Annotated in this window: 21 protein-coding genes; 9 read left to right on the forward strand and 12 right to left on the reverse strand. The window is 62.0% G+C overall.

Annotation, left to right across the window (positions count from 1 at the left end; translation table 11 throughout):
- Positions 1-31: 31 nt before the first annotated feature.
- Entirely contained in the window at positions 32-730 is a 699-nt protein-coding gene (locus tag LDN75_RS19915) for an FCD domain-containing protein (protein ID WP_223934417.1), read from the reverse strand.
- Positions 731-820: 90 nt separating this feature from the next.
- Between LDN75_RS19915 and LDN75_RS19920 the strand changes: the two genes are divergently transcribed.
- Positions 821-2,152, forward strand: a complete 1,332-nt coding sequence (locus tag LDN75_RS19920; protein WP_275959793.1) for an alpha-hydroxy acid oxidase — start codon at positions 821-823, stop codon at positions 2,150-2,152.
- 79 nt (positions 2,153-2,231) lie between these two features.
- On the opposite strand, the gene gdhA is transcribed toward LDN75_RS19920, so the two are convergent.
- A complete protein-coding gene (gene gdhA / locus LDN75_RS19925; RefSeq protein ID WP_223934418.1) occupies positions 2,232-3,569 on the reverse strand; it encodes an NADP-specific glutamate dehydrogenase in 1,338 nt (445 codons plus the stop codon).
- A 222-nt stretch (positions 3,570-3,791) separates the two neighbouring features.
- On the reverse strand, positions 3,792-4,370 hold the full coding sequence (locus LDN75_RS19930; protein ID WP_223934419.1) for a metalloregulator ArsR/SmtB family transcription factor: 579 nt from the start codon (positions 4,368-4,370) through the stop codon (positions 3,792-3,794).
- 156 nt (positions 4,371-4,526) lie between these two features.
- Between LDN75_RS19930 and LDN75_RS19935 the strand changes: the two genes are divergently transcribed.
- On the forward strand, positions 4,527-5,003 hold the full coding sequence (locus LDN75_RS19935; RefSeq protein WP_223934420.1) for a hypothetical protein: 477 nt from the start codon (positions 4,527-4,529) through the stop codon (positions 5,001-5,003).
- A 49-nt stretch (positions 5,004-5,052) separates the two neighbouring features.
- Here LDN75_RS19935 and LDN75_RS19940 read toward each other — a convergent pair whose 3' ends face one another.
- Positions 5,053-6,201: an acetoin utilization protein AcuC gene (locus LDN75_RS19940; RefSeq protein WP_223934421.1), complete on the reverse strand. Its 1,149-nt coding sequence runs from the start codon at positions 6,199-6,201 to the stop codon at positions 5,053-5,055.
- Here LDN75_RS19940 and LDN75_RS19945 point away from each other — a divergent pair.
- The 3 genes from LDN75_RS19945 to LDN75_RS19955 are packed head-to-tail and all read left to right on the forward strand — an operon-like array spanning position 6,200 to position 8,494.
- A complete protein-coding gene (locus LDN75_RS19945; protein ID WP_223934422.1) occupies positions 6,200-6,337 on the forward strand; it encodes a hypothetical protein in 138 nt (45 codons plus the stop codon). The genes LDN75_RS19940 and LDN75_RS19945 overlap by 2 nt on opposite strands.
- 44 nt (positions 6,338-6,381) lie before the next feature.
- Complete coding sequence (locus tag LDN75_RS19950) at positions 6,382-7,815, forward strand: potassium transporter TrkG (RefSeq protein WP_223934423.1); 1,434 nt, start codon at positions 6,382-6,384, stop codon at positions 7,813-7,815.
- Positions 7,808-8,494, forward strand: coding sequence for a TrkA family potassium uptake protein (locus LDN75_RS19955; RefSeq protein ID WP_223934424.1), 687 nt, complete (start codon positions 7,808-7,810; stop codon positions 8,492-8,494). The genes LDN75_RS19950 and LDN75_RS19955 overlap by 8 nt, the downstream gene beginning before the upstream one ends.
- Positions 8,495-8,740: 246 nt before the next feature.
- On the opposite strand, the gene proC is transcribed toward LDN75_RS19955, so the two are convergent.
- The 7 genes from proC to LDN75_RS19990 all read right to left on the reverse strand — a co-directional run bounded on the left by proC (position 8,741) and on the right by LDN75_RS19990 (position 17,567).
- On the reverse strand, positions 8,741-9,571 hold the full coding sequence (proC, locus tag LDN75_RS19960; RefSeq protein WP_223934425.1) for a pyrroline-5-carboxylate reductase: 831 nt from the start codon (positions 9,569-9,571) through the stop codon (positions 8,741-8,743).
- Positions 9,572-9,817: 246 nt separating this feature from the next.
- Positions 9,818-10,651, reverse strand: coding sequence for a sugar phosphate isomerase/epimerase (locus LDN75_RS19965; RefSeq protein WP_223934426.1), 834 nt, complete (start codon positions 10,649-10,651; stop codon positions 9,818-9,820).
- Position 10,652: 1 nt separating this feature from the next.
- Complete coding sequence (locus LDN75_RS19970; RefSeq protein ID WP_223934427.1) at positions 10,653-11,774, reverse strand: Ppx/GppA phosphatase family protein; 1,122 nt, start codon at positions 11,772-11,774, stop codon at positions 10,653-10,655.
- An 89-nt stretch (positions 11,775-11,863) separates the two neighbouring features.
- Positions 11,864-12,298, reverse strand: coding sequence for an SseB family protein (locus LDN75_RS19975; protein WP_223934428.1), 435 nt, complete (start codon positions 12,296-12,298; stop codon positions 11,864-11,866).
- 75 nt (positions 12,299-12,373) lie between these two features.
- Entirely contained in the window at positions 12,374-15,097 is a 2,724-nt protein-coding gene (topA, locus tag LDN75_RS19980; RefSeq protein WP_223934429.1) for a type I DNA topoisomerase, read from the reverse strand.
- A gap of 113 nt (positions 15,098-15,210) precedes the next feature.
- Positions 15,211-15,921 (reverse strand): helix-turn-helix domain-containing protein, encoded by a 711-nt coding sequence (locus LDN75_RS19985; RefSeq protein WP_223934430.1) that lies wholly within the window; start codon positions 15,919-15,921, stop codon positions 15,211-15,213.
- Positions 15,918-17,567: a methyltransferase gene (locus LDN75_RS19990; protein WP_223934431.1), complete on the reverse strand. Its 1,650-nt coding sequence runs from the start codon at positions 17,565-17,567 to the stop codon at positions 15,918-15,920. The genes LDN75_RS19985 and LDN75_RS19990 overlap by 4 nt, the downstream gene beginning before the upstream one ends.
- A 93-nt stretch (positions 17,568-17,660) precedes the next feature.
- Between LDN75_RS19990 and LDN75_RS19995 the strand changes: the two genes are divergently transcribed.
- Positions 17,661-18,104 carry a hypothetical protein gene (locus LDN75_RS19995; protein ID WP_223934432.1) on the forward strand — a complete coding sequence of 148 codons (444 nt, stop codon included), beginning with the start codon at positions 17,661-17,663 and terminating at the stop codon, positions 18,102-18,104.
- 78 nt (positions 18,105-18,182) lie between these two features.
- Entirely contained in the window at positions 18,183-18,689 is a 507-nt protein-coding gene (locus tag LDN75_RS20000) for a DUF6023 family protein (protein ID WP_223934433.1), read from the forward strand.
- 12 nt (positions 18,690-18,701) lie between these two features.
- On the opposite strand, the gene LDN75_RS20005 is transcribed toward LDN75_RS20000, so the two are convergent.
- Positions 18,702-19,598, reverse strand: a complete 897-nt coding sequence (locus LDN75_RS20005) for a rhodanese-related sulfurtransferase (RefSeq protein ID WP_223934434.1) — start codon at positions 19,596-19,598, stop codon at positions 18,702-18,704.
- A 158-nt stretch (positions 19,599-19,756) separates the two neighbouring features.
- Between LDN75_RS20005 and LDN75_RS20010 the strand changes: the two genes are divergently transcribed.
- Positions 19,757-20,452, forward strand: a complete 696-nt coding sequence (locus LDN75_RS20010; protein WP_223934435.1) for a GNAT family N-acetyltransferase — start codon at positions 19,757-19,759, stop codon at positions 20,450-20,452.
- Positions 20,453-20,534: 82 nt separating this feature from the next.
- On the forward strand, positions 20,535-22,877 hold the full coding sequence (locus LDN75_RS20015; RefSeq protein WP_223934436.1) for a DEAD/DEAH box helicase: 2,343 nt from the start codon (positions 20,535-20,537) through the stop codon (positions 22,875-22,877).
- Positions 22,878-22,881 lie beyond the last annotated feature (4 nt).

The raw sequence follows: 22,881 nt of genomic DNA on the forward strand, positions 1-22,881 counted from the left end.
CAATGTTCCCGAGGAACATTGGCATTAATTGTCATCTCGGCGCGTGTTCCGACCCCAGTCCGGCCTCTTTGTAGAAGCCTTCGATGTGGGCGGCCACAAGCTCCGCCGCCCGGCCGCCGTCGTTCGCGTTCACAGCCGCAAGAATCGCGCGGTGTTCCGCTCGAAGCCTGCCTGAAGTGGCATTCCAGTCGGGAAGGTTTCCAGTGAGCTTCCCGGCGTAGTTTTCGATTGCCCCACGCAGTGACGCCATCATGGCGCTGACCACGGTATTCCCGGCAGCCTGTGCCAGGGCGACGTGGAACCGGGCGTCGAGCGCCAGGAACGTTTCGATGTCCGGACTATGGTCCATTTGCTCGAGCAGGGCAGCAGCCTCATCGAGGGCCGGGGCGCCAACCTTGGCCCGCGCCGCTGCCCATGATTCGAGCAGCACGCGGGTCTCCACGATGTCGGCCACTGGAAGGTGGCGCGTTGCCACGTGGAGGCGGAGCGTGGAGCCCAACGCTGAGCCGGGCTCAGCAATCACTACGGTCCCTGCGTCCTTTCCCGAACCAACGCCCGCACGGACAACACCCATTGCCTCGAGAATCCTCACGGCCTCACGCACGGAGGTCCGCGAAACCTGCAGTTGCTCCGCCAGGGCCCGCTCGCCCGGGAGGCGTCCTCCGAGGGCGAGGTGGCCATCGGATAGCTGCTCTTCTATCCACTGCAGGACTAGTTCGTGGGTACGCATAACGGAATACTAGTTGATGTGGTCCAACCACATGGCTTACAGTGTGGTTAGACCACAGTGGTAGGACCACAGAATTCAAGGGAGAACCGCATGACCGACACCCTCGATCCGAAGCTCACAGCCGCCCCGGCCAATGCCGGCAGCGACCAAAACGTAAGCCGCCCACCCCAGCCGACGCCCGCCGTCGTGCGTCCTCCCGCACTGAAGCGGCGCATCCCCAAAGTGTCGGACCTGGCGCCGCTCATGCAGTTCAAGAAGCCCGAATTCAGCAAGGCCGCCCGACTGAAGCGCGCCAGCACCATCTGGGAGCTGCGCGACATCGCCAAGCGCCGCACTCCGCAGGCCCCCTTCGACTACACCGACGGCGCCGCTGAAGCCGAGATCACGCTGCGCAGGGCCCGTCAGGCGTTCCAGGACATTGAGTTCCGACCCGGGATCCTTCGCAACGTTTCCAGGATCGACCTCCGCACCGACATCCTGGGTAAGGAATCGCGCCTCCCCTTCGGGATCGCACCCACCGGATTCACGCGCATGATGCAGTCCGAAGGCGAATACGCAGGCTCGCAGGCCGCGGAAGCAGCGGGTATCCCCTACACGCTGTCCACGATGGGCACGGCCTCGATCGAAGATGTCGCGGCTGCCGCTCCGAATGGCCGGAACTGGTTCCAGCTGTATTTGTGGACGGACCGTGACCGCTCGCTGGAGCTGATTGAGCGCGCCGCCAAAGCAGGCAACGATACCCTCATGGTCACCGTGGACACCGCGGTTGCCGGCGCCCGCCTGCGCGATGTCCGCAACGGCATGACCATCCCGCCGGCATTGACCCTGAAGACAGTCCTTGACGCGTCGTACCGCCCGGCATGGTGGTTCAACTTCCTGACGCATGAGCCGCTGACCTTCGCCTCGCTCTCGCGGTATACGGGAACAGTGGCGGACCTGATCAACTCGATGTTCGACCCCACGTTGACCTACGAGGACCTCGACTGGCTGCGCGAAACCTGGAAGGGCAAGCTCGTGGTCAAGGGCATCCAGACCGTGGAGGACGCCCGCAAGGTGGTGGACCACGGCGCCGATGGCATCGTCCTGTCCAACCACGGCGGCCGCCAGTTGGATCGGGCGCCTATCCCGTTCCATTTGCTGCCTGAAGTTTCGGCCGCCCTGAAGGCGGACAACAGCAAGGCCGCGATCATGTTGGATACGGGCATCATGAGCGGCGCGGATATCGTGGCAGGCCTGGCCTTGGGCGCCGACTTCGCCTTGATCGGCCGCGCATACCTCTACGGACTCATGGCCGGCGGACGCGAAGGCGTGGACCGTACCATCCAGATCCTGGAGAAGGACATGACCCGGACAATGGCACTGCTGGGCGTCACAAAGATCTCGGAACTGAACCCGGACCACGTGCGGCTTCTGCAGCGCTAAAGGCACCCATGCGGGTCGCAGCTAAGCGCGTTTTGAGGGCTCAAAACGCGCTTAGCTGCGTATTAGTTGGGTAAGGGGGTTAGATCAGGCCCTGGGCCAGCATCGCGTCGGCAACCTTGACGAAGCCGCCGATGTTGGCGCCAACCACGTAGTTTCCAGGCGAGCCGTATTCATCGGCTGTAGCTGCGCAGCGATCGTGGATGCCCACCATGATTTCAGTGAGGCGCTGTTCCGTGTGCTCGAACGACCACGAATCCCGGCTGGCGTTCTGCTGCATTTCCAGCGCGGACGTCGCAACGCCTCCAGCATTGGCTGCTTTGCCCGGCCCGAAGAGTATGCCGGCCTCCTGGAACACCGAAACGGCTGAGCGCGTGGAGGGCATGTTGGCGCCTTCAGCCACAGCAATCAGGCCGTTGCTGACCAACTTGGCGGCAGCATCGCCGTCGAGCTCGTTCTGCGTGGCGCATGGCAGCGCCACGGTACCGTTGACATCCCACACGGAACCGCCGGCAACGTGGCTGGTTCCGGAACGGCGCGCGGCGTATTCCGTGAGGCGCCCGCGCTCCACTTCCTTGATCTGGCTGAGAAGCGCGACGTCGATTCCCGCCTCATCCACGACGTAACCGGCGGAATCGGAACAGGCCACCACGGTTGCACCGAGGGATTGTGCCTTGGCAATCGCATTGATGGCCACGTTTCCCGAACCGGACACCACAACGCGCTGGCCATCAAAGGAAGAACCACGGGTCTTGAGCATCTCCTGGGCGAAGATCACGGTGCCGTAGCCGGTAGCCTCCGGCCGGACCAACGAGCCGCCCCAGGAAATACCCTTGCCGGTGAGGACCCCGGATTCGTAGCGGTTGGTGATGCGCTTGTACTGGCCAAAGAGGTAGCCGATTTCGCGGCCTCCAACGCCAATATCGCCTGCTGGGACGTCCGTGTACTCGCCGATGTGGCGATACAACTCAGTCATGAACGACTGGCAGAACCGCATGATCTCGGCATCCGAACGTCCACGGGGATCGAAGTCGGAGCCGCCTTTGCCGCCCCCGATCGGCATGCCGGTGAGGGCGTTCTTGAAGATCTGCTCAAAACCGAGGAACTTCACGATGCCCAGGTAGACCGACGGATGGAACCGCAGTCCGCCTTTGTACGGGCCCAAGGCGGAGTTGAATTCCACGCGGAATCCACGGTTGACGTGCACGCGGCCCGAGTCATCCGTCCACGGCACGCGGAAGATGATCTGACGCTCCGGCTCGCATAGGCGCTCCAGCACGGCTCCCTCAAGGAATTCGGGATGCCGATCGTGAACAGGCCCCAGGCTTTCGAAGACCTCGGTGACAGCCTGGTGGAACTCCTTCTCACCGGGATTCCGCGCCAGTACGGTGTTCCGGACAGCTTCGAGCCTCGAATCCATGCGTCTTCCAATCCATCCATGCGCCGACCCGCGGCGAGACGATCCAGTCCCGCTCATGGTTGCATCATTGGACGTAGGATCTCCATCCGGTGAAAATGTGACCCTTGGGCGGAGTTAACACAACCGTAGAAAAACCCCGGAAACGCAGGGAAACTTGACCCTAACAACACCTCACAAGGTGTCGAAGATCACGTTATTCGACCCTACTGGGTGGGGCGGTTCCTAGCGCTTTCGACCGAACTTGGGGAGATTGGGAAGGTTCGGGAGGTTGGCCAGCAGATCTGCGGCTCTGGTGGCAGCGCGGCCCACAGTCCGGCCAATCTGCTGCGGGACGGTGTCATCCGATGCCGGATCGACGGAGAGTGGCGTCCCACTCGAGTGGACTTTCACGGCCTGGCCAATGGCGTCGGCCCGCGTTGGGATGACATCCGGAATTGTGTCGGCAGGTTTCACAACCGACGCAGCGGCCACTGCTTCAGCGGCGGCCACGGGTTCCTGGGCTGCGTCCACGGAAGGTCCGACGGCGGTGGAAGCCGAGGGTCCGACGTCGAAAGTTTCCAGCCAACTGGCGACGCCGGCAAGCGGCTTGGGGTTCAGCGCGTAGTAGCGCTTCTGTCCCTGGGCGCGCATGCTGACGAGGTCAGCCTCGCGGAGCACCTTCAGATGCTTGGAGATCGTGGGCTGGCTTGCAGCCAGTTCTTCCACCAGTTCGCCTACAGCTTTATCCCCAGAGCGGAGTGAAACCAGGATATCTCGCCTGGTTGCCTCAGCTATGACGGCAAATACGTCGTCAGTCACCATGCCTCCCACCCTAGCGACATATACGCCAAATGGCATCCCTGTTTCGTGCCGCGACGGGGACGGATCGTTGACCCAACATGGGGCCGGTGCTACAACGGAGTCACGGTCCGTCCGGGCTGCCAGGCCCCGGCCGCCAATCGCTCGGGGTGCAAGGCCATGACTGACTATTTCCGACGTCAAATGTTTAACATCATCGCCGCGGTATTCCTGGCACTTTTCGTGTTCGTTTGGGCTGCCGTCCTGTTGCGCGTCGGAACCTGGGTGCCCACCGGCGGTGCGGTTGCCCCTGAACTCAATGGTGCCCTTGTGACAGCTGCAGGCGTCCTCGCCACGTCCCTGAGTTCCCTGACGGCATCCGCACTGGGCTTTACGATTTCCGAGGTTAAAAGGGACCAAGCCGAGGCTGGCCAGCCCAGCCCTCTTGTCAGCCCCACCGAGGTGGCCAACCGACTCTCTGGCCGGGTGATCTTCGCGATCATGGTCTACATGACCATGGGCATGCTGGTGTTGGTGCTGTGGCTGTTCAAAGGGCAAGCGTCCACGGACCTCATCGGCGCGTTTGCCTTGTCCTTGCTGGGATGGCTCGTGGGGGCAGCGGGCGTGGTGTTCCAGACGGAGAAGACCGGGCCGTAGCAGGGTTGGGACGGTCGAATGGACCCCGAACAGCCTGGTCCACGAACAGCTAGTCGAACCAGGGATCCAGCCCGTACAAGGGGAATATCTCCTTGCGCGTAGCAATGACCGTCCGGTCCACCTCGTCTGCGGGGTCGTATCCAACTTCCCAGGAACGCCACCAGACGTCCACGTCATCGCTCATCGACTCCGGCGCCCAAACGCCGTAAGCCTCCCTGACATAGGTCCGCCAGGCCTCGGGAACGGGCGTGCTCAACGGGACCGGCCGCTGCGTCACCATCCCGATCAGATGGCTCCACGCGCGCGGCACAACACCCGTGATGTCATAGCCGCCTCCGCCGGTGGCTATCCACCGGTTTTCGCAGTACCTGGCGGCAAGGCTGGCGACGGCGCTGGCCGCCTCCCGCTGGCCGTCGACGCTGAGGTTGAGGTGCGTCAGCGGATCCAGGCGGTGCGAGTCACAGCCGTGCTGGCTGACAATCACCTCGGGATTGAACGCGCCAACCAGCTGCGGCACCACCGCATGGAAAGCGCGCAGCCACGCGGCATCCCCCGTGAACGCCGGCAGCGCCACGTTCACAGCCGTCCCGGGCGCATCCGGGCCCCCCGTTTCATTCGCGAAACCCGTTCCCGGAAAGAGCGTGAGCCCCGATTCATGCAATGAAATGGTCATAACGCGGGGGTCATTCCAAAAAATGCTTTGCGTCCCATCGCCGTGGTGGGCGTCGACGTCGATACTCACGACGCGCCGCACACCGCCGTCCAGAAGCCGCTGGATGGCGATTGCGACGTCGTTATAGACGCAGAAGCCGCTGGCCCTTTCCCGCGCGGCATGATGCAATCCACCGCTGAAATTCACGGCGCGGACGGCTTGGCCAGAGAGGAGGGATTCAGCAGCCAACAGGGAACCGCCAGCGAGTCGGGCGCTGGCCTCGTGCATGCCGGCAAATGCGGGATCATCCTCGGTTCCGAGGCCCCGGTCTTCCTCGGGCATGGACGGATCCTGGCTGACGCGGCGCACCGCCTCGACGTACTCCGCGCTGTGCACCGAGCAAAGTTCGACGTCGGTGGCCAACTCAGGCGCCTCCACCGCCACATGGCTGTGGTCGAAAAGGCCTAGGGACTCCGCGAGCCTGGCCGTCAGTTCCAACCGCTGCGGGGCCATAGGATGGCTGGGACCAAAGTTGTAAGCAGTCATGGCTGGGTCCCACACCACCGTCGTTGGCAGTGCGGATCGCGTAATGCTGGAAGCAGTTGTTCCAAGCCCGGAGTTCATCCAGAACAGGCTACCTGAGGCCGCACTGGACCACCGCCCGGTTACGCCGCAGGAATAGTGGTTTACTACTCAGGAAAGCATGTTCAACCGAGGAAGAACCCCATGTCTCAAAGCCAGACGCGCTCCACGAGCCCGGCCAACTGGCATCCCGGCCAGCAGGAACGTGAAGGTCTGTGGATTTTCACACGTGCGCGCGACTTCATCGACAACATCGCCAACACATCCCCGGCCCGTTTGGCCCTGGTCGCTTTCGCCGTGGTGATCCTGCTCTTCACAGGGTTGTTGTCCCTGCCGTTTTCCTCGGCTTCCGGCGAACCTACCCCCCTGCACCAGTCCATGTTCACGGCCGTTTCGAGTGTCTGTGTGACCGGCCTGACCGTGGTTTCCACCGCAACCCACTGGTCCTTCCTCGGCCAGCTCATTATTTTGGTGGGCATCTTTGTGGGCGGCCTCGGCACCTTGACCTTGGCGTCCCTGCTGGCGCTCATGGTCAGCAAGCGGCTTGGTGTCCGGGGCAAGCTCATCGCCCAGGAGGCCATGAACAATGCTGGCAGGCTGGGTGAAGTGGGTACCCTGCTACGCATCGTCATCGTGACCTCCGTGGTGATCGAGGGTGCCTTGGCGCTGGCCCTCGTCCCACGCTTCATGCTCCTTGGGGAGCCCTTCTGGCAATCGGTTTGGCACGGAGTCTTCTACTCGATTTCGTCCTTCAACAATGCCGGCTTTACGCCGCACTCGGACGGAATTGTCCCCTACGAGACCGATCTCTGGATCCTGGTACCGCTCATGCTCGGCGTGTTCCTTGGCAGCCTCGGTTTCCCGGTAGTGATGGTGCTCCAGCAGAACGGCCTGAACTGGAAGAAGTGGAACCTCCACACCAAGCTCACCATCCAGGTGTCTTTCATCCTGCTGCTCGCCGGCACGGTCCTATGGGCCCTCATGGAATGGGACAACGTGCGGACCATCGCGCACATGGAATTCGGCGACAAGCTTATTCATTCCCTCTTTGCTTCCGTGATGACGCGTTCAGGCGGGTTCAATCTGGTGGACCAGAACCACATGGAATCCACCACGATGCTCCTCACGGATGCCCTCATGTTTGCCGGTGGCGGCTCGGCGTCCACGGCGGGCGGCATCAAGGTCACCACGATTGCGGTCATGTTCCTCGCCATCGTTGCCGAGGCCCGTGGCGATGCCGACGTGAAGGTATACGGCCGCACTATTCCCCAAGGCACCATGCGGGTGGCTATTTCGGTGATTGTTGCCGGCGCCACCCTTGTCTCGGTCGCGGCGTTCCTGCTGCTGTCCATCAGCGGCGCATCACTGGACCGGGTGCTCTTTGAAACCATCTCCGCCTTTGCCACCGTGGGATTGAGCACGAACCTCAGCGCCGAGCTGCCGCCGTCGGGCGTTTACGTCCTGACCGCCTTGATGTTCGCAGGCCGCGTCGGCACCGTAACCCTCGCTGCCGGCCTGGCCCTGCGCCAACGCAGCCAGCTTTACCACTACCCGGAAGAGAGGCCAATCATTGGCTAGTACCACAGGGGCGGCGAACCGCCCCGCCCACAACGCACCAGTGCTGGTCATTGGCCTTGGCCGGTTTGGATCGGCCACTGCCGAGCAACTGGTCAAGCAAGGCCGGGAAGTCCTGGCAATCGAGCGCGACCGCACTCTCGTCCAGAAATGGGCGCCCGTACTCACCCACGTGGTGGAGGCAGACGCCACCAACATCGATGCCCTGCGCCAACTGGGGGCGCAGGAGTTCAGCTCGGCCGTGGTGGGTGTGGGCACATCGATCGAATCCTCGGTGCTCATCACGGTGAACCTGGTGGACCTGGGGATCCAGCATCTGTGGGTCAAGGCGATCACGCCTTCGCACGGAAAGATCCTCAGCAGGATCGGCGCCAACCACGTGATCTACCCGGAGGCCGATGCCGGCGTCCGGGCAGCACACTTGGTATCCGGGCGAATGCTGGACTTCATCGAGTTCGATGACGATTACGCAATCGTCAAGATGTATCCGCCCAAGGAGACCGTGGGCTTCACGCTGGAAGAGTCCAAGGTCCGCTCCAAATACGGCGTGACGATCGTAGGCGTGAAGACCCCCGGGGAGGACTTCACCTACGCGCGGCCCGAGACCAAGGTGTCCGGGCACGACATGTTGATCGTGTCCGGGCACGTCGATCTCCTGGAGCGCTTCGCGGCACGGCCCTAGGGTGCGGTTGCTTTGGGCCCACGACCGCAGGGTTCCCTGGCCGAGCTTGCGAGGCTAGGGTGCGGTTGCTTTGGGCCCACGACCGCAGGGTTCCCTGGCCGAGCTTGCGAGGCTAGGGTGCGGTTGCTTTGGGCCCACGACCGCAGGGTTCCCTGGCCGAGCTTGCGAGGCTAGGGTGCGGTTGCTTTGGGCCCACGACCGCAGGGTTCCCTGGCCGAGCTTGCGAGGCTAGGGTGCGGTTGGGGATTAGCCCAGCTGTTTAGTGATCTCTGCTGCGCGGTTGGCAGCCGCACGGGCGCCATCGGCGATGATCCTGGGGATCCCGCCGTCGTCGAAAGCTGCGATAGCCCGCTCGGTGGTGCCGTTCGGGCTGGTCACGGCGACGCGCAGCGCAGTGGGGTCCGCACCAGGCTCCGCCAGCATGAACCCGGCGCCTGCCACCGTTTCGCGGGCCAGCATGAGGGACAATTCGGCGTCCAGTCCCAGCTCGACGCCCGCCGCTGCCATGGCCTCAGCCAGATAGAACGCGTATGCGGGGCCGGAACCGCTGATGGCGGACAAAGCGTCCACCTGCTCTTCGGGCACCTCCACAACCGTGCCGGCACCTGCCAGCGCGGCCTTCACCCGTTCAAGCTGTTCGGGCGTGCAGTGAGTTCCGGGCGAGACGGAAACGACGCCGCGGCCCAGCCTGGCGGGGGTGTTCGGCATGGCTCGGATCACCGGCTGCCCTTCCGGGAGGGCGGCTTCAAGCTGTGCGATGGAAACCGCAGCGGCCACGCTCACAACAACAGTGTCCTTGGCGAGTGCCGGGCTGATTTCCCGTGCAAGGTCTGCAATGCCAACTGGCTTGACGCCAAGGATGACCATGCCGGAACCCTTGGTGGCAAGCTTATTGTTTTCCGGCTCTTCCTCGCCGGCGATCGCCATAACGCCATGGCGCTGCGCAAGTTCTTCTGCGCGCTCGGTTCGTCGGACGGTGGCGACGACGTCGGATGGGTCAGTCCCGGCGGCAAGGAGACCTGCCAGGATTGCCTCGTTCATGGATCCACAGCCAAGGAATGCGATTCGGTTGCTCATTGCACCATCATGGCAGTTTGCCCATGGAGGGGTCGAACGGCATCCACATTCACAGCTGGTTCCCAAGATTATTGCAGGCAGCACCCATCCTTGGTCCGTAACTTAGTAGTTACCTCATTGAGGGTGCGAGTGATGAGGCGGGCATGGGGATGTCCGCCAGCAGCACCGGTGGCCGGGCGGGTTTTCCCCCATTTCCCGATTCGGCCGCCGGTGCTTTCGCTTTTAATGATTGTGGGAGCGTACTAGCTAGTTGTCGTGCGAACGCACCAGCGGGATGCTGAGGTGCTGCCGTGCGAAACGAAGCGTCTCCGCCAACATTTCCTCGCGTTCACCAGCCACTTTGGCCTTGCGGGTAGAGATCTCCGCCACCACAACACCGTTGAAGCCATTGGATGCAAGGTGTTGGAGGGCATCTGCACATTGCTGCGTGCCAGTGCCCGGAACCAAGTGTTCGTCCTTGCCGGAACCTGAACCATCCGTGAGGTGAACGTGGCGGAGTTTGTTCCCCAACGCCTGGATTGCTTCCAAACTGTTGGCCCCCGCAGTGGCCGCGTGCGAGAAATCCCAAGTGACGTCGTCGTAATCCTGTCCCAAGGGATCCCAGTGCGGCAGGTAGGCAACAGCCTCCCGTCCACGGACGCGCCAGGGGTACATGTTCTCGACTGCGATGTGCACCTGGTACATCGCAGCGATCTCCCGAACACCGGCAGCGAAGTTCTCGGCGTAGTTCGATTGCCAGCGGAACGGTGGGTGGACCACCACGGTGTCGCAGCCCACCTCCCTTGCCATCTGGCAGGATTTCTCGATCTTGTTCCATGCCGCTCCCCACACTTGCTGGGTCAGCAGCAGCGTGGGCGCGTGAATGGAAACGATCTGCTGGTGGTACCGATGGCTCAGCTGGATGAGGGCGTCAGGATTCTGGCTCACGGCGTTGTTGGTGACCATGACCTCCACGCCTTCATAACCGAGGTCCTGGGCCACAGCGAAAGCGTCATGGACGCTCAACGGATACACGGACGCGCTGGACAGCGCCACCGGGATATGGCGGTTATTTTCAACAGGCTCGACGTCGGTGCTCATCTCAGGAAGCCAGCCCGCCTGCCATAGGGGCCGGGATTGGTGCGGGTGCAGGGTTATTTACCGGCACAGGGAATTCCTCAAAGGTGGTCTGGGGCTCGTCGCTGTCCGTCTTCTTGTCGCCTTCCTTGCCTGCTTTTTTCTTGGACTTGTCCTTCTTGCGCTTCCCGACGTGCGGCGCGGGATCCACGGCTTCTTCGAAGACCAACTGGTCCAGTCGGCGAAGGATCAGCCCTTCGCGCAGAGCCCACGGGCAGATTTCCATTTTAGGGAATTCGAAGAGTTCCAGCGCGGCTTCTGCCACCAAGGCACCAGCCAGCAATTGGCGGGCCCGCGCGTCCGAAACGCCGGGGAGATACAAGCGGTCCTCAACTTTCATGGCGGATATGCGCTGGGCCCACAGACCAAGATCGGCGGCGTGGAGTTCCCGTTTCACGTAAGGACCAGCTCCGCTGGGGGCTGCACCAGCGATCCGTGCAAGCGAGCGGAACGTCTTGGAGGTCCCGGCCACCAGGTTGGCGCGGCCGAGCTCGTGAAAATTACGGACAACCGGTTTGAGCGTGGAACGGATGTAACGCCTCAACTCCTTGACACTCTTGGCACTGGGTGGATCGTCATGGAGCCAATCCCGTGTGAGCCGGCTTGCCCCCAGGGGAACAGACGTAGCAAACTCCGGGAGTTCGTCTGTACCGTAGGCCATTTCGAACGAGCCTCCGCCGATGTCCAGGTCCAGAATGGGACCGGCACCCCACCCATACCAACGGCGAACGGCAAAGAAGGTCATGGAGGCTTCTTCGCTGCCCGTGAGCTCCTGGAGAGTCACCGTGGTCTCATGCTTGACCCGTGCCAGGACCTCGGCGCCGTTGGTTGCCTCACGGATTGCCGACGTACAAAAGGCCAGCAGATCCTCGGCCTTGTGGCGTGCTGCGAATTCCCACGCCTCCAGGACGAACTCAATCAGCTCGTTCTGGCCGTCATCATTGATGTTGCCATCACCATCCAGGTATTGCACCAGGGAAAGGGGGCGCTTGTGGGAGGCGAAAGCCACGGGGCGTGCGCCGGGATGGGCATCCACGAGCAGCAGGTGGACGGTGTTTGAACCGATGTCGAGAACGCCAAGACGCATTCTGCCATTATTCACCGATTCGAAGCCGGGAAAGCAACTTGGCGTCCACGTTTCGCGGACACGTGCGCGCCTCGCGTCCTGGATGCCAGCTATTCTGTTGGCTCCCCGGCTTCGTCTGCCCGTTTGAAGTCGCGCCGGATGTTGGCGATCCCTTCAGGATCGATCTCGAAGCCAAATTCGCTGCCGGGGTTGATGACCATACCCAGTTCGTCGCCGATGTTACCGAGAATCGCCGAGCCCATGGTGCCCAGAACATGCGGGGCAGCTTCCAGGAAACGTGCGTCCACGCGGCTCGGGTGGCTGAAAACCGCTAGGACTGGCTGGCCATCGGCGTTTGAGAGGACCAGTGGCTCTACGGCAGAATCCGGTCCGTCCACCGCTTCAGAACTGACCAGGTAGACCTCGTTGTTCAGGAAAGCAAGGATGACGTCTACCGGGTTGGCGTCCGGATGTTCGGCCAAGGCAAGCTTGGCTTCGAGGTCATTCAAGGGTTCGTTGTCCGGTGAAACCGTCTGTTCAGTCATGCTTCTACTCGACCACGATGCCGTCCGGGACGCAATTCGCTAGCTTCCCGGACGGCACCCTGCCGTGTTGCTGCCCTACTTCTTGGCGGTGGCCTTCTTGGCTGGCGCCTTGCGGGTGGTGGTCCGCTTGACGGGACCCTTGGCCCGCTTCTCGGCAAGAAGTTCGACGGCGCGTTCCCGTGTTAGCTCCTCAAGGGAGGTTGAGCGCGGGACCGTGATGTTAGTGACGCCATCAGTGATGTACGGACCGAAACGGCCCTCCTTCACGACAATGTTTTTCTCCGAGACGGGGTCCGGGCCGAACTCGGCGAGCGGCGGCACGGCGGCACGGGCACCACGCTGCTTGGGCTGTGAATAGATCTCCAAGGCCTGTTCCAGGGTGATGGTGAAGATCTCTTCTTCGGATCCGATGGAGCGGGAGTCTGTGCCCTTCTTCAGGTAAGGTCCGAACCGGCCGTTCTGGACCGTGATGACGTTTCCTTCGGCATCCTCACCAAGGACCCGGGGCAAGCTCATGAGTTGCAGGGCCTCATCCAAAGTGACGCTGTCCACGGTCATGGACTTGAACAGCGAGCCTGTGCGTGGCTTGGCTTTCACCGGCTTCTTGGGCGGCTTGGGCTTGCCGTTCTTGTAGTACTCAACTGGCTGGTTTGCCAGCTGTTCCTCTGTCATCTCGGGGATGATCTCGGTGACGTAAGCGCCGTAGCGGCCGTTCTTGGCCACCACCGTGTGTCCTGTGTGGGGGTCCGTTCCGAGGACCCGTTCCTCGGGAGCAGCCGTTTCCATGAGTTCAATGGCCTTGGCGGCCGTCAGTTCATCAGGAGCCAGTTCCTCGGGGACATTGGCCCGTGCGGATTCCACCACCTCGCCGGTCTTCTCATCAATGGTGGGGATGCTGCTTTCCAGGTACGGACCGAACTTGCCCACACGCAGGGTGATGCCTTCCGCGATCGGCACGGAGTTGATCTCGCGTGCATCGATTTCGCCGAGGTTGTTCACGATGCTCAGCAGGCCTGGGTCTGCGTCTTCACCGTAGTAGAAGTGCTTAAGCCAAGCAGCGCCAACAGCCTGTCCATTGGCGATCTTGTCAAGGTCGCCTTCCATGTCTGCCGTGAACTCGTAGTCCACGTAGTCCGTGAAGTGCTGCTCCAGCAAGCGGATCACCGAGAAAGCGATCCAGCTGGGAACCAGCGCAGAACCTTGCTTCCGAACATAACCGCGATCCTGGATGGTGGAAATCGTGGAGGCGTATGTGGACGGACGGCCGATGCCCTTCTTTTCCAGCTCAGCTGTCAACGAGGCTTCAGTGTAGCGCGGGGGCGGCGACGTCTCATGGCCCACAGCCACGATGTCCGAGGCCTTCAGGGAGTCATCCTTGGCCACGTTGGGCAGACGGCGGGCTTCATCGGAGTCGTCGTCTCCGCGGCTCTCGTCCTTGCCCTCCTCATAAGCGGCGAGGAATCCGGGGAAGGTGATGACGGTACCCGAGGCCGAGAATTCGGCGTCGCGTCCGTCAGTTGCCACGGCACCCAGGCGGATGGTGGCCGTCGAGCCCTTGGCGTCGGCCATCTGCGATGCGACCGTGCGCTTCCAGATGAGCTCGTACAGGCGGAATTCGTCTCCGCTGAGCTGCTTGGCCACTTGGGCAGGAGTGCGGAACGAGTCACCTGCCGGACGGATGGCTTCGTGGGCCTCTTGCGCGTTTGCAGCTTTGTTGGCGTACACGCGGGGGCTTTGGGGCACGTACTCGGGGCCGTAGAGCTCCGCGGCCTGCCTGCGGGCTGCTGTCACAGCTTCATCGCTCAAGGCAGAGGAGTCCGTACGCATATAGGTGATATAGCCGTTTTCGTACAGGCGCTGGGCTACCTGCATGGTGCTCTTCGAGGAGAACCTGAGCTTTCGGCCAGCTTCCTGCTGCAACGTGGAGGTGGTGAACGGCGCGGCAGGACGGCGGGTGTACGGCTTGGTGTCTACAGAGCGAACGCGGAAATCGGCGTCCTGCAGCCCCGCAGCCAAAGACGTGGCGAGTTCCTCGTTGAGGTGCACCACGTTGGAGGATGTCAGCTGACCATTGTCGTTAAAGTCACGACCGCTGGCCACCTTGGAACCGTCCACCGCGGCGAGCTTCGCTTTGAACGATCCCGAGTCGGCGCCGAACTGGCCGGTCAGGTCCCAATAGGACGCCGCCCGGAAAGCCATACGTTCGCGTTCGCGATCGACCACCATGCGGGTGACCACGGACTGCACACGGCCAGCGGAGAGTCCTCTGGCAACCTTGCGCCACAGAACCGGCGAGATTTCGTAACCGTAGAGCCGGTCCAGGATACGCCGGGTCTCCTGGGCATCAACCAGGGCGGTGTCGACGTCGCGCAGGTTGTCCATGGCACGGTGAATCGCTTCCTTGGTGATTTCGCCGAAGGTCATGCGATACACGGGAACCTTGGGTTTGAGCACCTCAAGGAGGTGCCACGCGATGGCCTCGCCCTCGCGGTCCCCATCGGTTGCGAGATAGAGCGCGTCAGCGTCTTTCAGCTGGGCCTTGAGCTCGGCGACCTTCTTCTTCTTGTCCGGCGATACGACGTAGTACGGCTTGAAGTCGTTCTCGATATCGACGGCGAACTTGCCCAGCGAGGTCTTCTTGAGTTCTGCAGGGAGGTCTGATGGCTGCGGGAGGTCCCGGATATGGCCGATGGAAGCCTCGACGATGAAGCCCTCGCCAAGGTACTTGGCGATGGTCTTGCTCTTGGCCGGAGACTCCACGATCACGAGTTTCTTGCCGGTTTTTGCCTTGCTGGGCACGGTGCTCCTACAGAAAAAATGTGTAATTGGGCTGGTGCCCATATTGGCCTAGTTCACCATAGATTGCAGAATCCTGCGTTTTGGCGTGGAAATCCGAGGGCCTGGCCAGGCCCCTAATGCCCAGGTGCCAGGCGGTCATCCGGGATCATCGACCAAAGAGTAGCAACTCGCTCGGCGCCTTGCGGGATCTGGGTTGGGTCATCGAGTTCATACTCCCGCAGGACCTCCCGGATCCGCTCTGAAAGCTCCTTGCGCTGCTGGTTGGTCAAGTACAGCAGGTTGCTCGCCAGCACCACCGACACCGGCTCTTCCGCCGCTTCGCCACGTTGCCGGCGCTCTCCCCGTGCCCTGGCGAAAGCGGAGGCCCTGCGCCGGAAGGCATCCAGCTCAAGATCGACCACCGCGATCTCCGGACTGGCTACGCTGCCGCCTGAAATCGTGAAGTCGGTTCCGGCGGCTTTCCATCGGCGTTCCCTTGCGTCGCCGGCATTTTCCGCAGGGGCAACGATGCCCCATTTCTGGAGCGCACGGAGGTGGTAGCTCATGGCGCTGGGGGTTAGCCCCGTGCGGGCCGCGAGCTCAGTGGCCGTGTGGCTTACCTGCGTGGCGTAGAGCTCGGAAATGACCTCGAGACGGGCAGCGTGCGCCAACGCGCGGATAGCCTTGGGATCGGTAATCTCAACCGTTTTCTCAGCCCTCTTGCGCCGCGGGGCATCGCCTGACGCCTGGGGTGCCTCGTTGTTCGCAATCACTTCACCAGTGTAATCAGGGTCACTAACTGCGGGCTTGGTGCGGGGTGCGCGCGGGGGCCGTGCACTGTTCATGCGGACGCCTCCTTGGCATCGGGAAGGAGGAAGCCATCCAGGACGAGATTCCGCACTTCGGCAAGAAGCCCTTCGCGGAAGGCCACTGAGTCGAAGTCGTCTGCACCTCCCAGCAGTGCCTCCAAGGCTCCGATTATCTGCCGAACGGACAATTGGCCATCACAAGCAGAAACAAAGCCCGCCAGCTCGGTGCTGAGCAAGTTTGTTCGGCGAAGGCCAGCCCCCTGCCGCAGGAGGATCACGCCTGGATGCACGGCTCCAGGACGCTGGTGGCGCTCTTCTGTGACGTCATCGGCCACCACAAGGTGCGCATCAGGCAAGCTGCTGCCGGCAAGCCAATCAGCGCGCTCCACGGCCGCGTTTAAATGCGGTCCGATGGGCTGCTCAATGGGGTAGGTAATTTCCTCAAAGCGGCTGAGGCGTGTTCCGTTCGAAGTTTGTGGGCGACGCAGCCAGATCATGCCAAAGCCGATGCCCTCGACGTCCCTTGAGGCGAAGTCGTCGATGTATGCAGCGTACGACTCTTGATAGTGACTGCGGTCCCGGTTCTCCGAGGAGTCCTGCAACCAGGTCTCTGCGTACTGCTCCGGGCCCACCTGCTCGCGTTGAATGAACCAAACATCCATACCCGAACCATGAAGCCACGACGAGGGCCGGTCATGCCACTCTGTCCCTTTAACGATCTCCCAATTTCCCAACATCTGGGCTGTGCCGCCAGGTTCCAGGATGTCAGCCAGGTTCCGCACCAAGGAAGCGACGATCTCATCGCCCGGGAGACCGCCGTCCCGGTAGGTGAATTGATCAGCGGAGGATTCGCCAGTGCTGCGGGGGGTAATGACAAAGGGCGGGTTGGAGACAACGAGGCCGAAGCGTTCCCCGGCCACCGGTTCCAGCAGCGAGCCCAGGCGCAGGCTGACGCGCTCTTCCAGGTTGTCCGGATCCAGGTCCAGTTCCGGAGCATTGAGCATCAGATTGAAACGGGTGAAGGCCAGCGCCCTGTCAGAAATGTCTGTTGCCGTCACGTGTTCGCAGTGGTGCAGCAAGTGGAACGTCTGGATGCCGCACCCTGTCCCGAGATCCAGCGCACGCTGTGTGTGCTGCCTGATGGTGGTTTGGACAAGGGTTGTTGAAGCCCGCCCTATCCCCAGCACGTGATCGTGCCTCAAAACCCCGTCTTGTTGGTGGGCAGCGAGATCGCTGGCCACCCAGAGCTCCGCTCCCGCGCTGCCGTCTTCATTGGCCTCCCAGCCGTAAGGACGCAAGTCCACCTTGGCCCGGGCAACACCGGCTTCCAAGGTGATGAGTCCCAGCCGGGCGAGGCCTTGGGCGCCCACGGTGGGCAACGCAAAGTCAACATCGGACGGGGATTGCGGGACAGCAAGCAACCACAGCCGAACTATGACGGACAGCGCACGGGCGGATTCCCCGCCGTCCTTGGATAACCGTTCGCTGACCAGCAACGCTGGAATGATCTGGTCCCTGCTCAGTGCCGCGGAGGCGGATTCCCCCAAAAGTTCCGCCACGCCGTCGACCGTGTATGAGATGGCGCGAAGGTCAGAGGCGAGCGACACCAGGAGCTCCGGATGGTCGCTCCGCGGGGCGTTGTCTGTAGTGCCGGCGGTGAATGTTTGAGGGGTTTGAGTCACATTGCAAGTCTATGGGGGGCCACTTGGTGGCAGACATCCGCCGTTGGGACTATGTGGACAAAACCTTGGTGTGGGACCCGGTAGCGTTGAAGCATGCTCAACCTCTCCTCCACAGGGCGTCGCGCAGGCTTTGTTGTCATTGCTGCGGGGACGCTGCTGGCCGCCTCAGCTTGCCAGGGCCCTGTCAGCATCGAACATGCGGATGTACCGGCATGGAAAGACAAAGTCCTTCCCGACGCCAGCACAGTGACATTGGAGGATTCCGGCAAGATCCTGAACCGGGACCCGCTGGTCAAGGAGTCACCCAGCGTTCCCGCCGGTAACTACACGCTCACCATGGCTTGTGACGGCGGAGGAAAGGTTTTCTTCGCCGTCTCTTCCGGTGGAAAGCAAATCGCCGACGCGGGAGCCGCATGCAACGGCAGCCTTGAAGTGGTGAAGATCAAAGTCCCCGCCACGGCTGGCCTCAGCATCTCTACAAGTAGCGTGGACGCCCCGTTGATTTTCGCCTATCAGCTGGTGCCGTCCGCAAATTAGCCCTGTCCCGCACCCCTTTGGCGGGCCTCCAGGCCAGCGTAGAGTCAACGTATGGGCAGCAAGGTGGCTGGCTCGGTTATGTCCAGACGGCTGGCAAGTGCCGCCGTCGGACTGCTGCTCGTGCTGTGTGGCTCACTGACGGCGTGCGAGTACACCTACGACGAAGGCGGGCGGGCAGATTCCAGCCCCACGGAGGGCACCGGCAACAACGTGGTGCTTCCTCCCGACCCAGCCTTGGAGCAAACCGTCACAGGCGAGGCCCTCGAAGAGTGGGCCAAAGCCGCCTTGCCGGAATCGCAAGGGCAATCGTTCTATTCGAGCAGCGGCTTCCTGAAGTCCGGCGAATCCAGAACTGAACAAACCGTGCAGTTGCCCGGCGGAACGTACGCGGTGACTCTGGCATGCCGCGGCACCAGGCGGGTTTCCTTCGCCGTCAGCGTGGGTGAGACGGAATTGGTTGACCTGACTTTGGGATGCGCGAATGCCCGGGTAAGCGTGGTGCAGTTGGAAAAGGACGCCATCCTGGCCATCACTGTGGGCGCCAGATCCGACGCGAACTTCGCCTATCGGGTCAGCCGGCTTTGATTGCGCTGCACCTCAGGCGGCTTCGCAGCCTCCGGGGCAACGAAGGGTTTCAGGACTCGAGGCACACTCTGCACAGTAAAGAGTCAGTGTGCGGCAGCTCAGGTTGGAGCAATTCTCGAACTTGTTGGTGGGCGCGGCGCAGCGAACGCACTCGCCGATGGTCTTTGCTTCTTCGCTGAACTCCACGTGCATGCGTTTGTCGAAAACGTAGAGCGAGCCCTCCCAGAGGCCCTTGTCCTTGAACGTTTCGCCGTAGCGGACTATCCCGCCGTCGAGCTGGTACACCTCTTTGAAACCCCTGTTGACCATCAGGCTTGAGAGCACCTCGCAACGGATGCCGCCCGTGCAGTAAGTAACCACCGGCTTGTCCTTGAGAGCGTCATACTTGCCGGATTCGAGTTCCTTGATGAAGTCGTGGGTCGTAGCGACATCCGGGACGATGGCATCCTTGAATTTGCCGATCTGCGCTTCAAAAGCGTTGCGGCCATCGAAGAACACCACCTCTTCGCCCTCCGCTTTCTTCGCGTCCACCAGTGAGTGAAGTTCCTCGGGCTGCAGATGTTGGCCTCCGCCCACCACACCGTTTTCGTCGACCTTCAGCTCGCCGGGAGCCCCGAAGGAAACTATTTCGTCGCGGACCTTAACGCTGAGGCGGGGGAAATCGGCAGCCCCGCCCTCGGACCACTTGAAATCGATGTCGTGGAAGCCCTTGTACTCGCGGGTGGTTTTCACGTACTGCTTCATGTTGTTCAGTTCGCCGCCAACCGTGGCGTTAATGCCGTCCTTCGAGATCAGGATCCGGCCCCTGAGGCCCAATTTCTCGCAGAGGGCACGCTGCCACAGACGCACGGCGTCGGGATCGGCGATCGGGGTAAAGCCATAAAAGAGAACAATTCGGTTCAAAGCCACTGTTAAAGGGTACTTGCTGTACTAAAATCGCCGCCCGCCCGCGACTAGTTCAACGCCCATGGGTGCGTTCCAGTCGTCGAAGTCACAATTTCATAAGCAAGGATTCTTCCGCTGACCGGGCTCTGTTGCTTGAACGAGCGCTGGCATAGTCTCTCTACATGAGTCCAGACGCCTTGGTTGAAGACATCGCGCACCTCTTGGAAGTCTGGGTGGCCGGTTGGACCGGCTGCCGGGGCTATGAGTCACGACAAGAGGGACGCTTCCCTGCCGCGCTGCGCGCCGATAAAACCGGTGACTGGGAGTACTTCGCCCATGATCCGTCCGACGAAGAGTTCGCCGCCCTTGCTGCGAAGACCGCAGAAGCCGATACACGGATTCTGACGATACTTACCAATGACGTCCAGCGTTATAAGTACTTGGCCGAACAGCATGGCCTGAACGTCAACTCGGCCTCCCAGACCATGATGATTGTGGACATGGAGACCCAGGATGCAGAGGATCCTTGGCTCCCGGATGACGATCTGGAAGTTACCACTTCAGAATCCAACGGAGTCCACCACGCCGTGGTCCACTCGGGAGAGCAAGTTGCTGCCAGCGGCCGGGTGTTCGTGGTGGACGGCACGGCAGTCTTCGACAAGATCGTTACTGAACCTGCATTTCAGCGGCGTGGTCTGGGAAGCTTCATCATGAAAGCCCTCGCCGCCCAGGCCTTCGAGCACGACGTCGAAAATGGCCTCCTCCTCGCTTCCTTGGACGGCCAGAAACTCTATTCCCACCTGGGATGGGACGTTGTATGCCACGTTCTGATGATGTCAGTCAGCGCCGGTGAGGGTTCGGACCTTTCCGTAGCGTGACACCCGTTGTTGGGCGGTCGTTTGCGACGGCGGCCAACAGGTGCCGCCGTCGGCCCGCCCGGCACAGTGACAGAATGATTTGGTGGCTGCACCCAATTCGCTGATCTCACTGCTGGGCCGGACTCCGGACCCGGAGCAGTTGCGCCACGTCCACACCATTCCTGCACGCAAGGCCGTCAACGAACCGTGGCCCGATTGGGTTCACCCCGATATCGTCCAGGCTTACGGCACTTTGGGTATCCATGAACCGTACCGTCACCAGATCCAGGCGGCAGGACTTGCCCACTCAGGCCAGCACGTGGTGATCGCCACCGGCACTGCCTCCGGAAAATCGCTCGCCTATCAATTGCCGGCGCTGGACGCCATCCACCGCTCCGAGCTCCGTGTCTTGTCCGAGCCCGGGAAGATCCACGACGACGGCGCCGTGACACTGTATTTGTCCCCCACCAAGGCACTGGCCGCAGACCAATTGGCAGCAATTCGTTCCCTGAAGCTTCCTACAGTCCGCGCAGAAACGTACGACGGCGACACCGACGTCGCGTCGCGCCGTTGGATCCGCGATCACGCCAATTTCATCCTTGCCAACCCGGACATGCTGCACTTTGGGATCCTGCCAAACCACACGTGGTGGGCACGCTTCTTCCGAAGGCTGCGCTATGTGATCGTGGACGAGGCGCACAGTTACCGCGGCGTGTTTGGCTCGCACGTAGCCAACCTCATGAGGCGTCTTCGACGGATCTGCGCCTACTACGGCGCCGGAACCTCCTTTCCTGAACCCGTATTTATCGCCGCTTCTGCCACTGCCTCCGAGCCGGGCGTCTCCTTCGGACGGCTCATCGGTGCCCCGGTCAGGGAAGTTTCGGAAGACTGTTCTCCGCATGGCTCTACGACCGTGGCGTTCTGGGAGCCCGCCTTGACAGACGTCAAGGGTGAAAACGGGGCCAAGCAACGGCGGACCGCGGTGGCCGAGACTGCTGACATCCTGGCAAACCTTGTTTCCTCCCGTGTACGGACCATTGCCTTTATCAAGTCCCGGCGCGGCGCTGAGTCGATTTCGTCCATCACCAAACGGCTGCTGGACGAGGTGGATCCCAGCCTGCCCAGCCGTGTGGCCGCCTACCGTTCCGGCTATCTTCCCGAAGAGCGGCGTGCCCTGGAACAGGCCTTGCGGTCCGGACAGCTGTTGGGGGTTTCCAGTACCTCTGCCTTGGAACTCGGCATCGATATCTCCGGGCTTGACGCGGTTTTGGTTGCCGGTTGGCCCGGGACCAGGGCCTCGCTCTTTCAGCAGATTGGACGAGCTGGAAGAGCCGGCCAGGACGCCATCGCGGCGTTCGTGGCAAGCGATGACCCCTTGGACACGTACCTTGTGAACCATCCGGAAGCCATCTTCGATGTGTCCGTCGAAGCCACTGTGTTTGATCCAGGAAACCCTTACGTTCTGGGGCCACACCTGTGCGCCGCAGCAGCCGAGTTGCCAGTGGGTCCCGCTGAACTCGAACTCTTCGGGCCCACGGCCGAAAGCCTCCTAGACCGGCTGGTTCTTCAGGGCTATCTCCGCAAACGGCCCGCGGGCTGGTTCTGGACCCATCCGGAGAGCGCAGCCGGGATGGTGAACCTGCGCGCCGATGGAGGGGGCCCTGTGAGCATCGTCGACGCCGAGACAGGTTCCCTTCTGGGGACGATGGACTCGCCGCAGACCCACTACCAGGCCCACACCGGGGCGATCTATGTCCACCAGGGCGATAGCTACCTGGTGGAGGAACTCAACGAGGCCGACCACTGCGTCATGGTGAGGCGCGTGAATCCGGACTTTTACACCACGGCGAGGGATGTAACCCAGATCGAGGTCCTGGAGACCTCGCGCTCGGTCCAGTGGGGCGACATCACTGCGCATTTCGGGGACGTAAAGGTCACAACCCAAGTGGTTTCCTTTCAGCGCAAGGCATTGATTTCCAACGAGATCCTGGGCGAGGAACCGCTCGATCTCGGGGCCAGGGATCTGTTCACCAAGGCCGTCTGGTTCGTGGTGGACAACCGGTCACTGCACGGTGCAGGGCTGGTGGAAGCGCAGTTTCCCGGTGCCCTGCATGCCGCGGAACACGCGGCAATCGGCCTCCTTCCGTTGGTGGCGTCCAGTGACCGTTGGGACATTGGGGGTGTCTCCACTGCCCTGCATGCCGACACCGGGGTACCGACTATCTTCGTCTACGACGGGCACCCCGGCGGCGCCGGATTTGCCGAGCGCGGCTTTGAAAAGGCCAAGGTCTGGCTTACGGCGACCCGGGAGGCCATCAAGTCCTGCGAATGCGAAGCCGGCTGCCCGTCCTGTGTGCAGTCGCCCAAATGCGGCAACAAGAACAACCCACTGGACAAGGCAGCCGCCATCACACTCCTTGATGTCCTCTTGAAAGACGCCATCTAGGTTT

The organism is Arthrobacter sp. StoSoilB5 (assembly GCF_019977235.1).
Classification (GTDB): Bacteria; Actinomycetota; Actinomycetes; order Actinomycetales; family Micrococcaceae; genus Arthrobacter.

Excerpts from the sequence above, each read along its gene's own strand:
- LDN75_RS19915 (WP_223934417.1), bottom strand. The coding sequence starts at position 730 with ATGCGTACCCACGAACTAGTCCTGCAGTGGATAGAAGAGCAGCTATCC.
- LDN75_RS19920 (WP_275959793.1), top strand. The coding sequence starts at position 821 with ATGACCGACACCCTCGATCCGAAGCTCACAGCCGCCCCGGCCAATGCC.
- gdhA (WP_223934418.1), bottom strand. The coding sequence starts at position 3,569 with ATGGATTCGAGGCTCGAAGCTGTCCGGAACACCGTACTGGCGCGGAAT.
- LDN75_RS19930 (WP_223934419.1), bottom strand. The coding sequence starts at position 4,370 with ATGGTGACTGACGACGTATTTGCCGTCATAGCTGAGGCAACCAGGCGA.
- LDN75_RS19935 (WP_223934420.1), top strand. The coding sequence starts at position 4,527 with ATGACTGACTATTTCCGACGTCAAATGTTTAACATCATCGCCGCGGTA.
- LDN75_RS19945 (WP_223934422.1), top strand. The coding sequence starts at position 6,200 with ATGGCTGGGTCCCACACCACCGTCGTTGGCAGTGCGGATCGCGTAATG.
- LDN75_RS19940 (WP_223934421.1), bottom strand. The coding sequence starts at position 6,201 with ATGACTGCTTACAACTTTGGTCCCAGCCATCCTATGGCCCCGCAGCGG.
- LDN75_RS19950 (WP_223934423.1), top strand. The coding sequence starts at position 6,382 with ATGTCTCAAAGCCAGACGCGCTCCACGAGCCCGGCCAACTGGCATCCC.
- proC (WP_223934425.1), bottom strand. The coding sequence starts at position 9,571 with ATGAGCAACCGAATCGCATTCCTTGGCTGTGGATCCATGAACGAGGCA.
- LDN75_RS19965 (WP_223934426.1), bottom strand. The coding sequence starts at position 10,651 with ATGAGCACCGACGTCGAGCCTGTTGAAAATAACCGCCATATCCCGGTG.
- LDN75_RS19970 (WP_223934427.1), bottom strand. The coding sequence starts at position 11,774 with ATGCGTCTTGGCGTTCTCGACATCGGTTCAAACACCGTCCACCTGCTG.
- LDN75_RS19975 (WP_223934428.1), bottom strand. The coding sequence starts at position 12,298 with ATGACTGAACAGACGGTTTCACCGGACAACGAACCCTTGAATGACCTC.
- LDN75_RS19985 (WP_223934430.1), bottom strand. The coding sequence starts at position 15,921 with ATGAACAGTGCACGGCCCCCGCGCGCACCCCGCACCAAGCCCGCAGTT.
- LDN75_RS19995 (WP_223934432.1), top strand. The coding sequence starts at position 17,661 with ATGCTCAACCTCTCCTCCACAGGGCGTCGCGCAGGCTTTGTTGTCATT.
- LDN75_RS20000 (WP_223934433.1), top strand. The coding sequence starts at position 18,183 with ATGTCCAGACGGCTGGCAAGTGCCGCCGTCGGACTGCTGCTCGTGCTG.
- LDN75_RS20010 (WP_223934435.1), top strand. The coding sequence starts at position 19,757 with ATGAGTCCAGACGCCTTGGTTGAAGACATCGCGCACCTCTTGGAAGTC.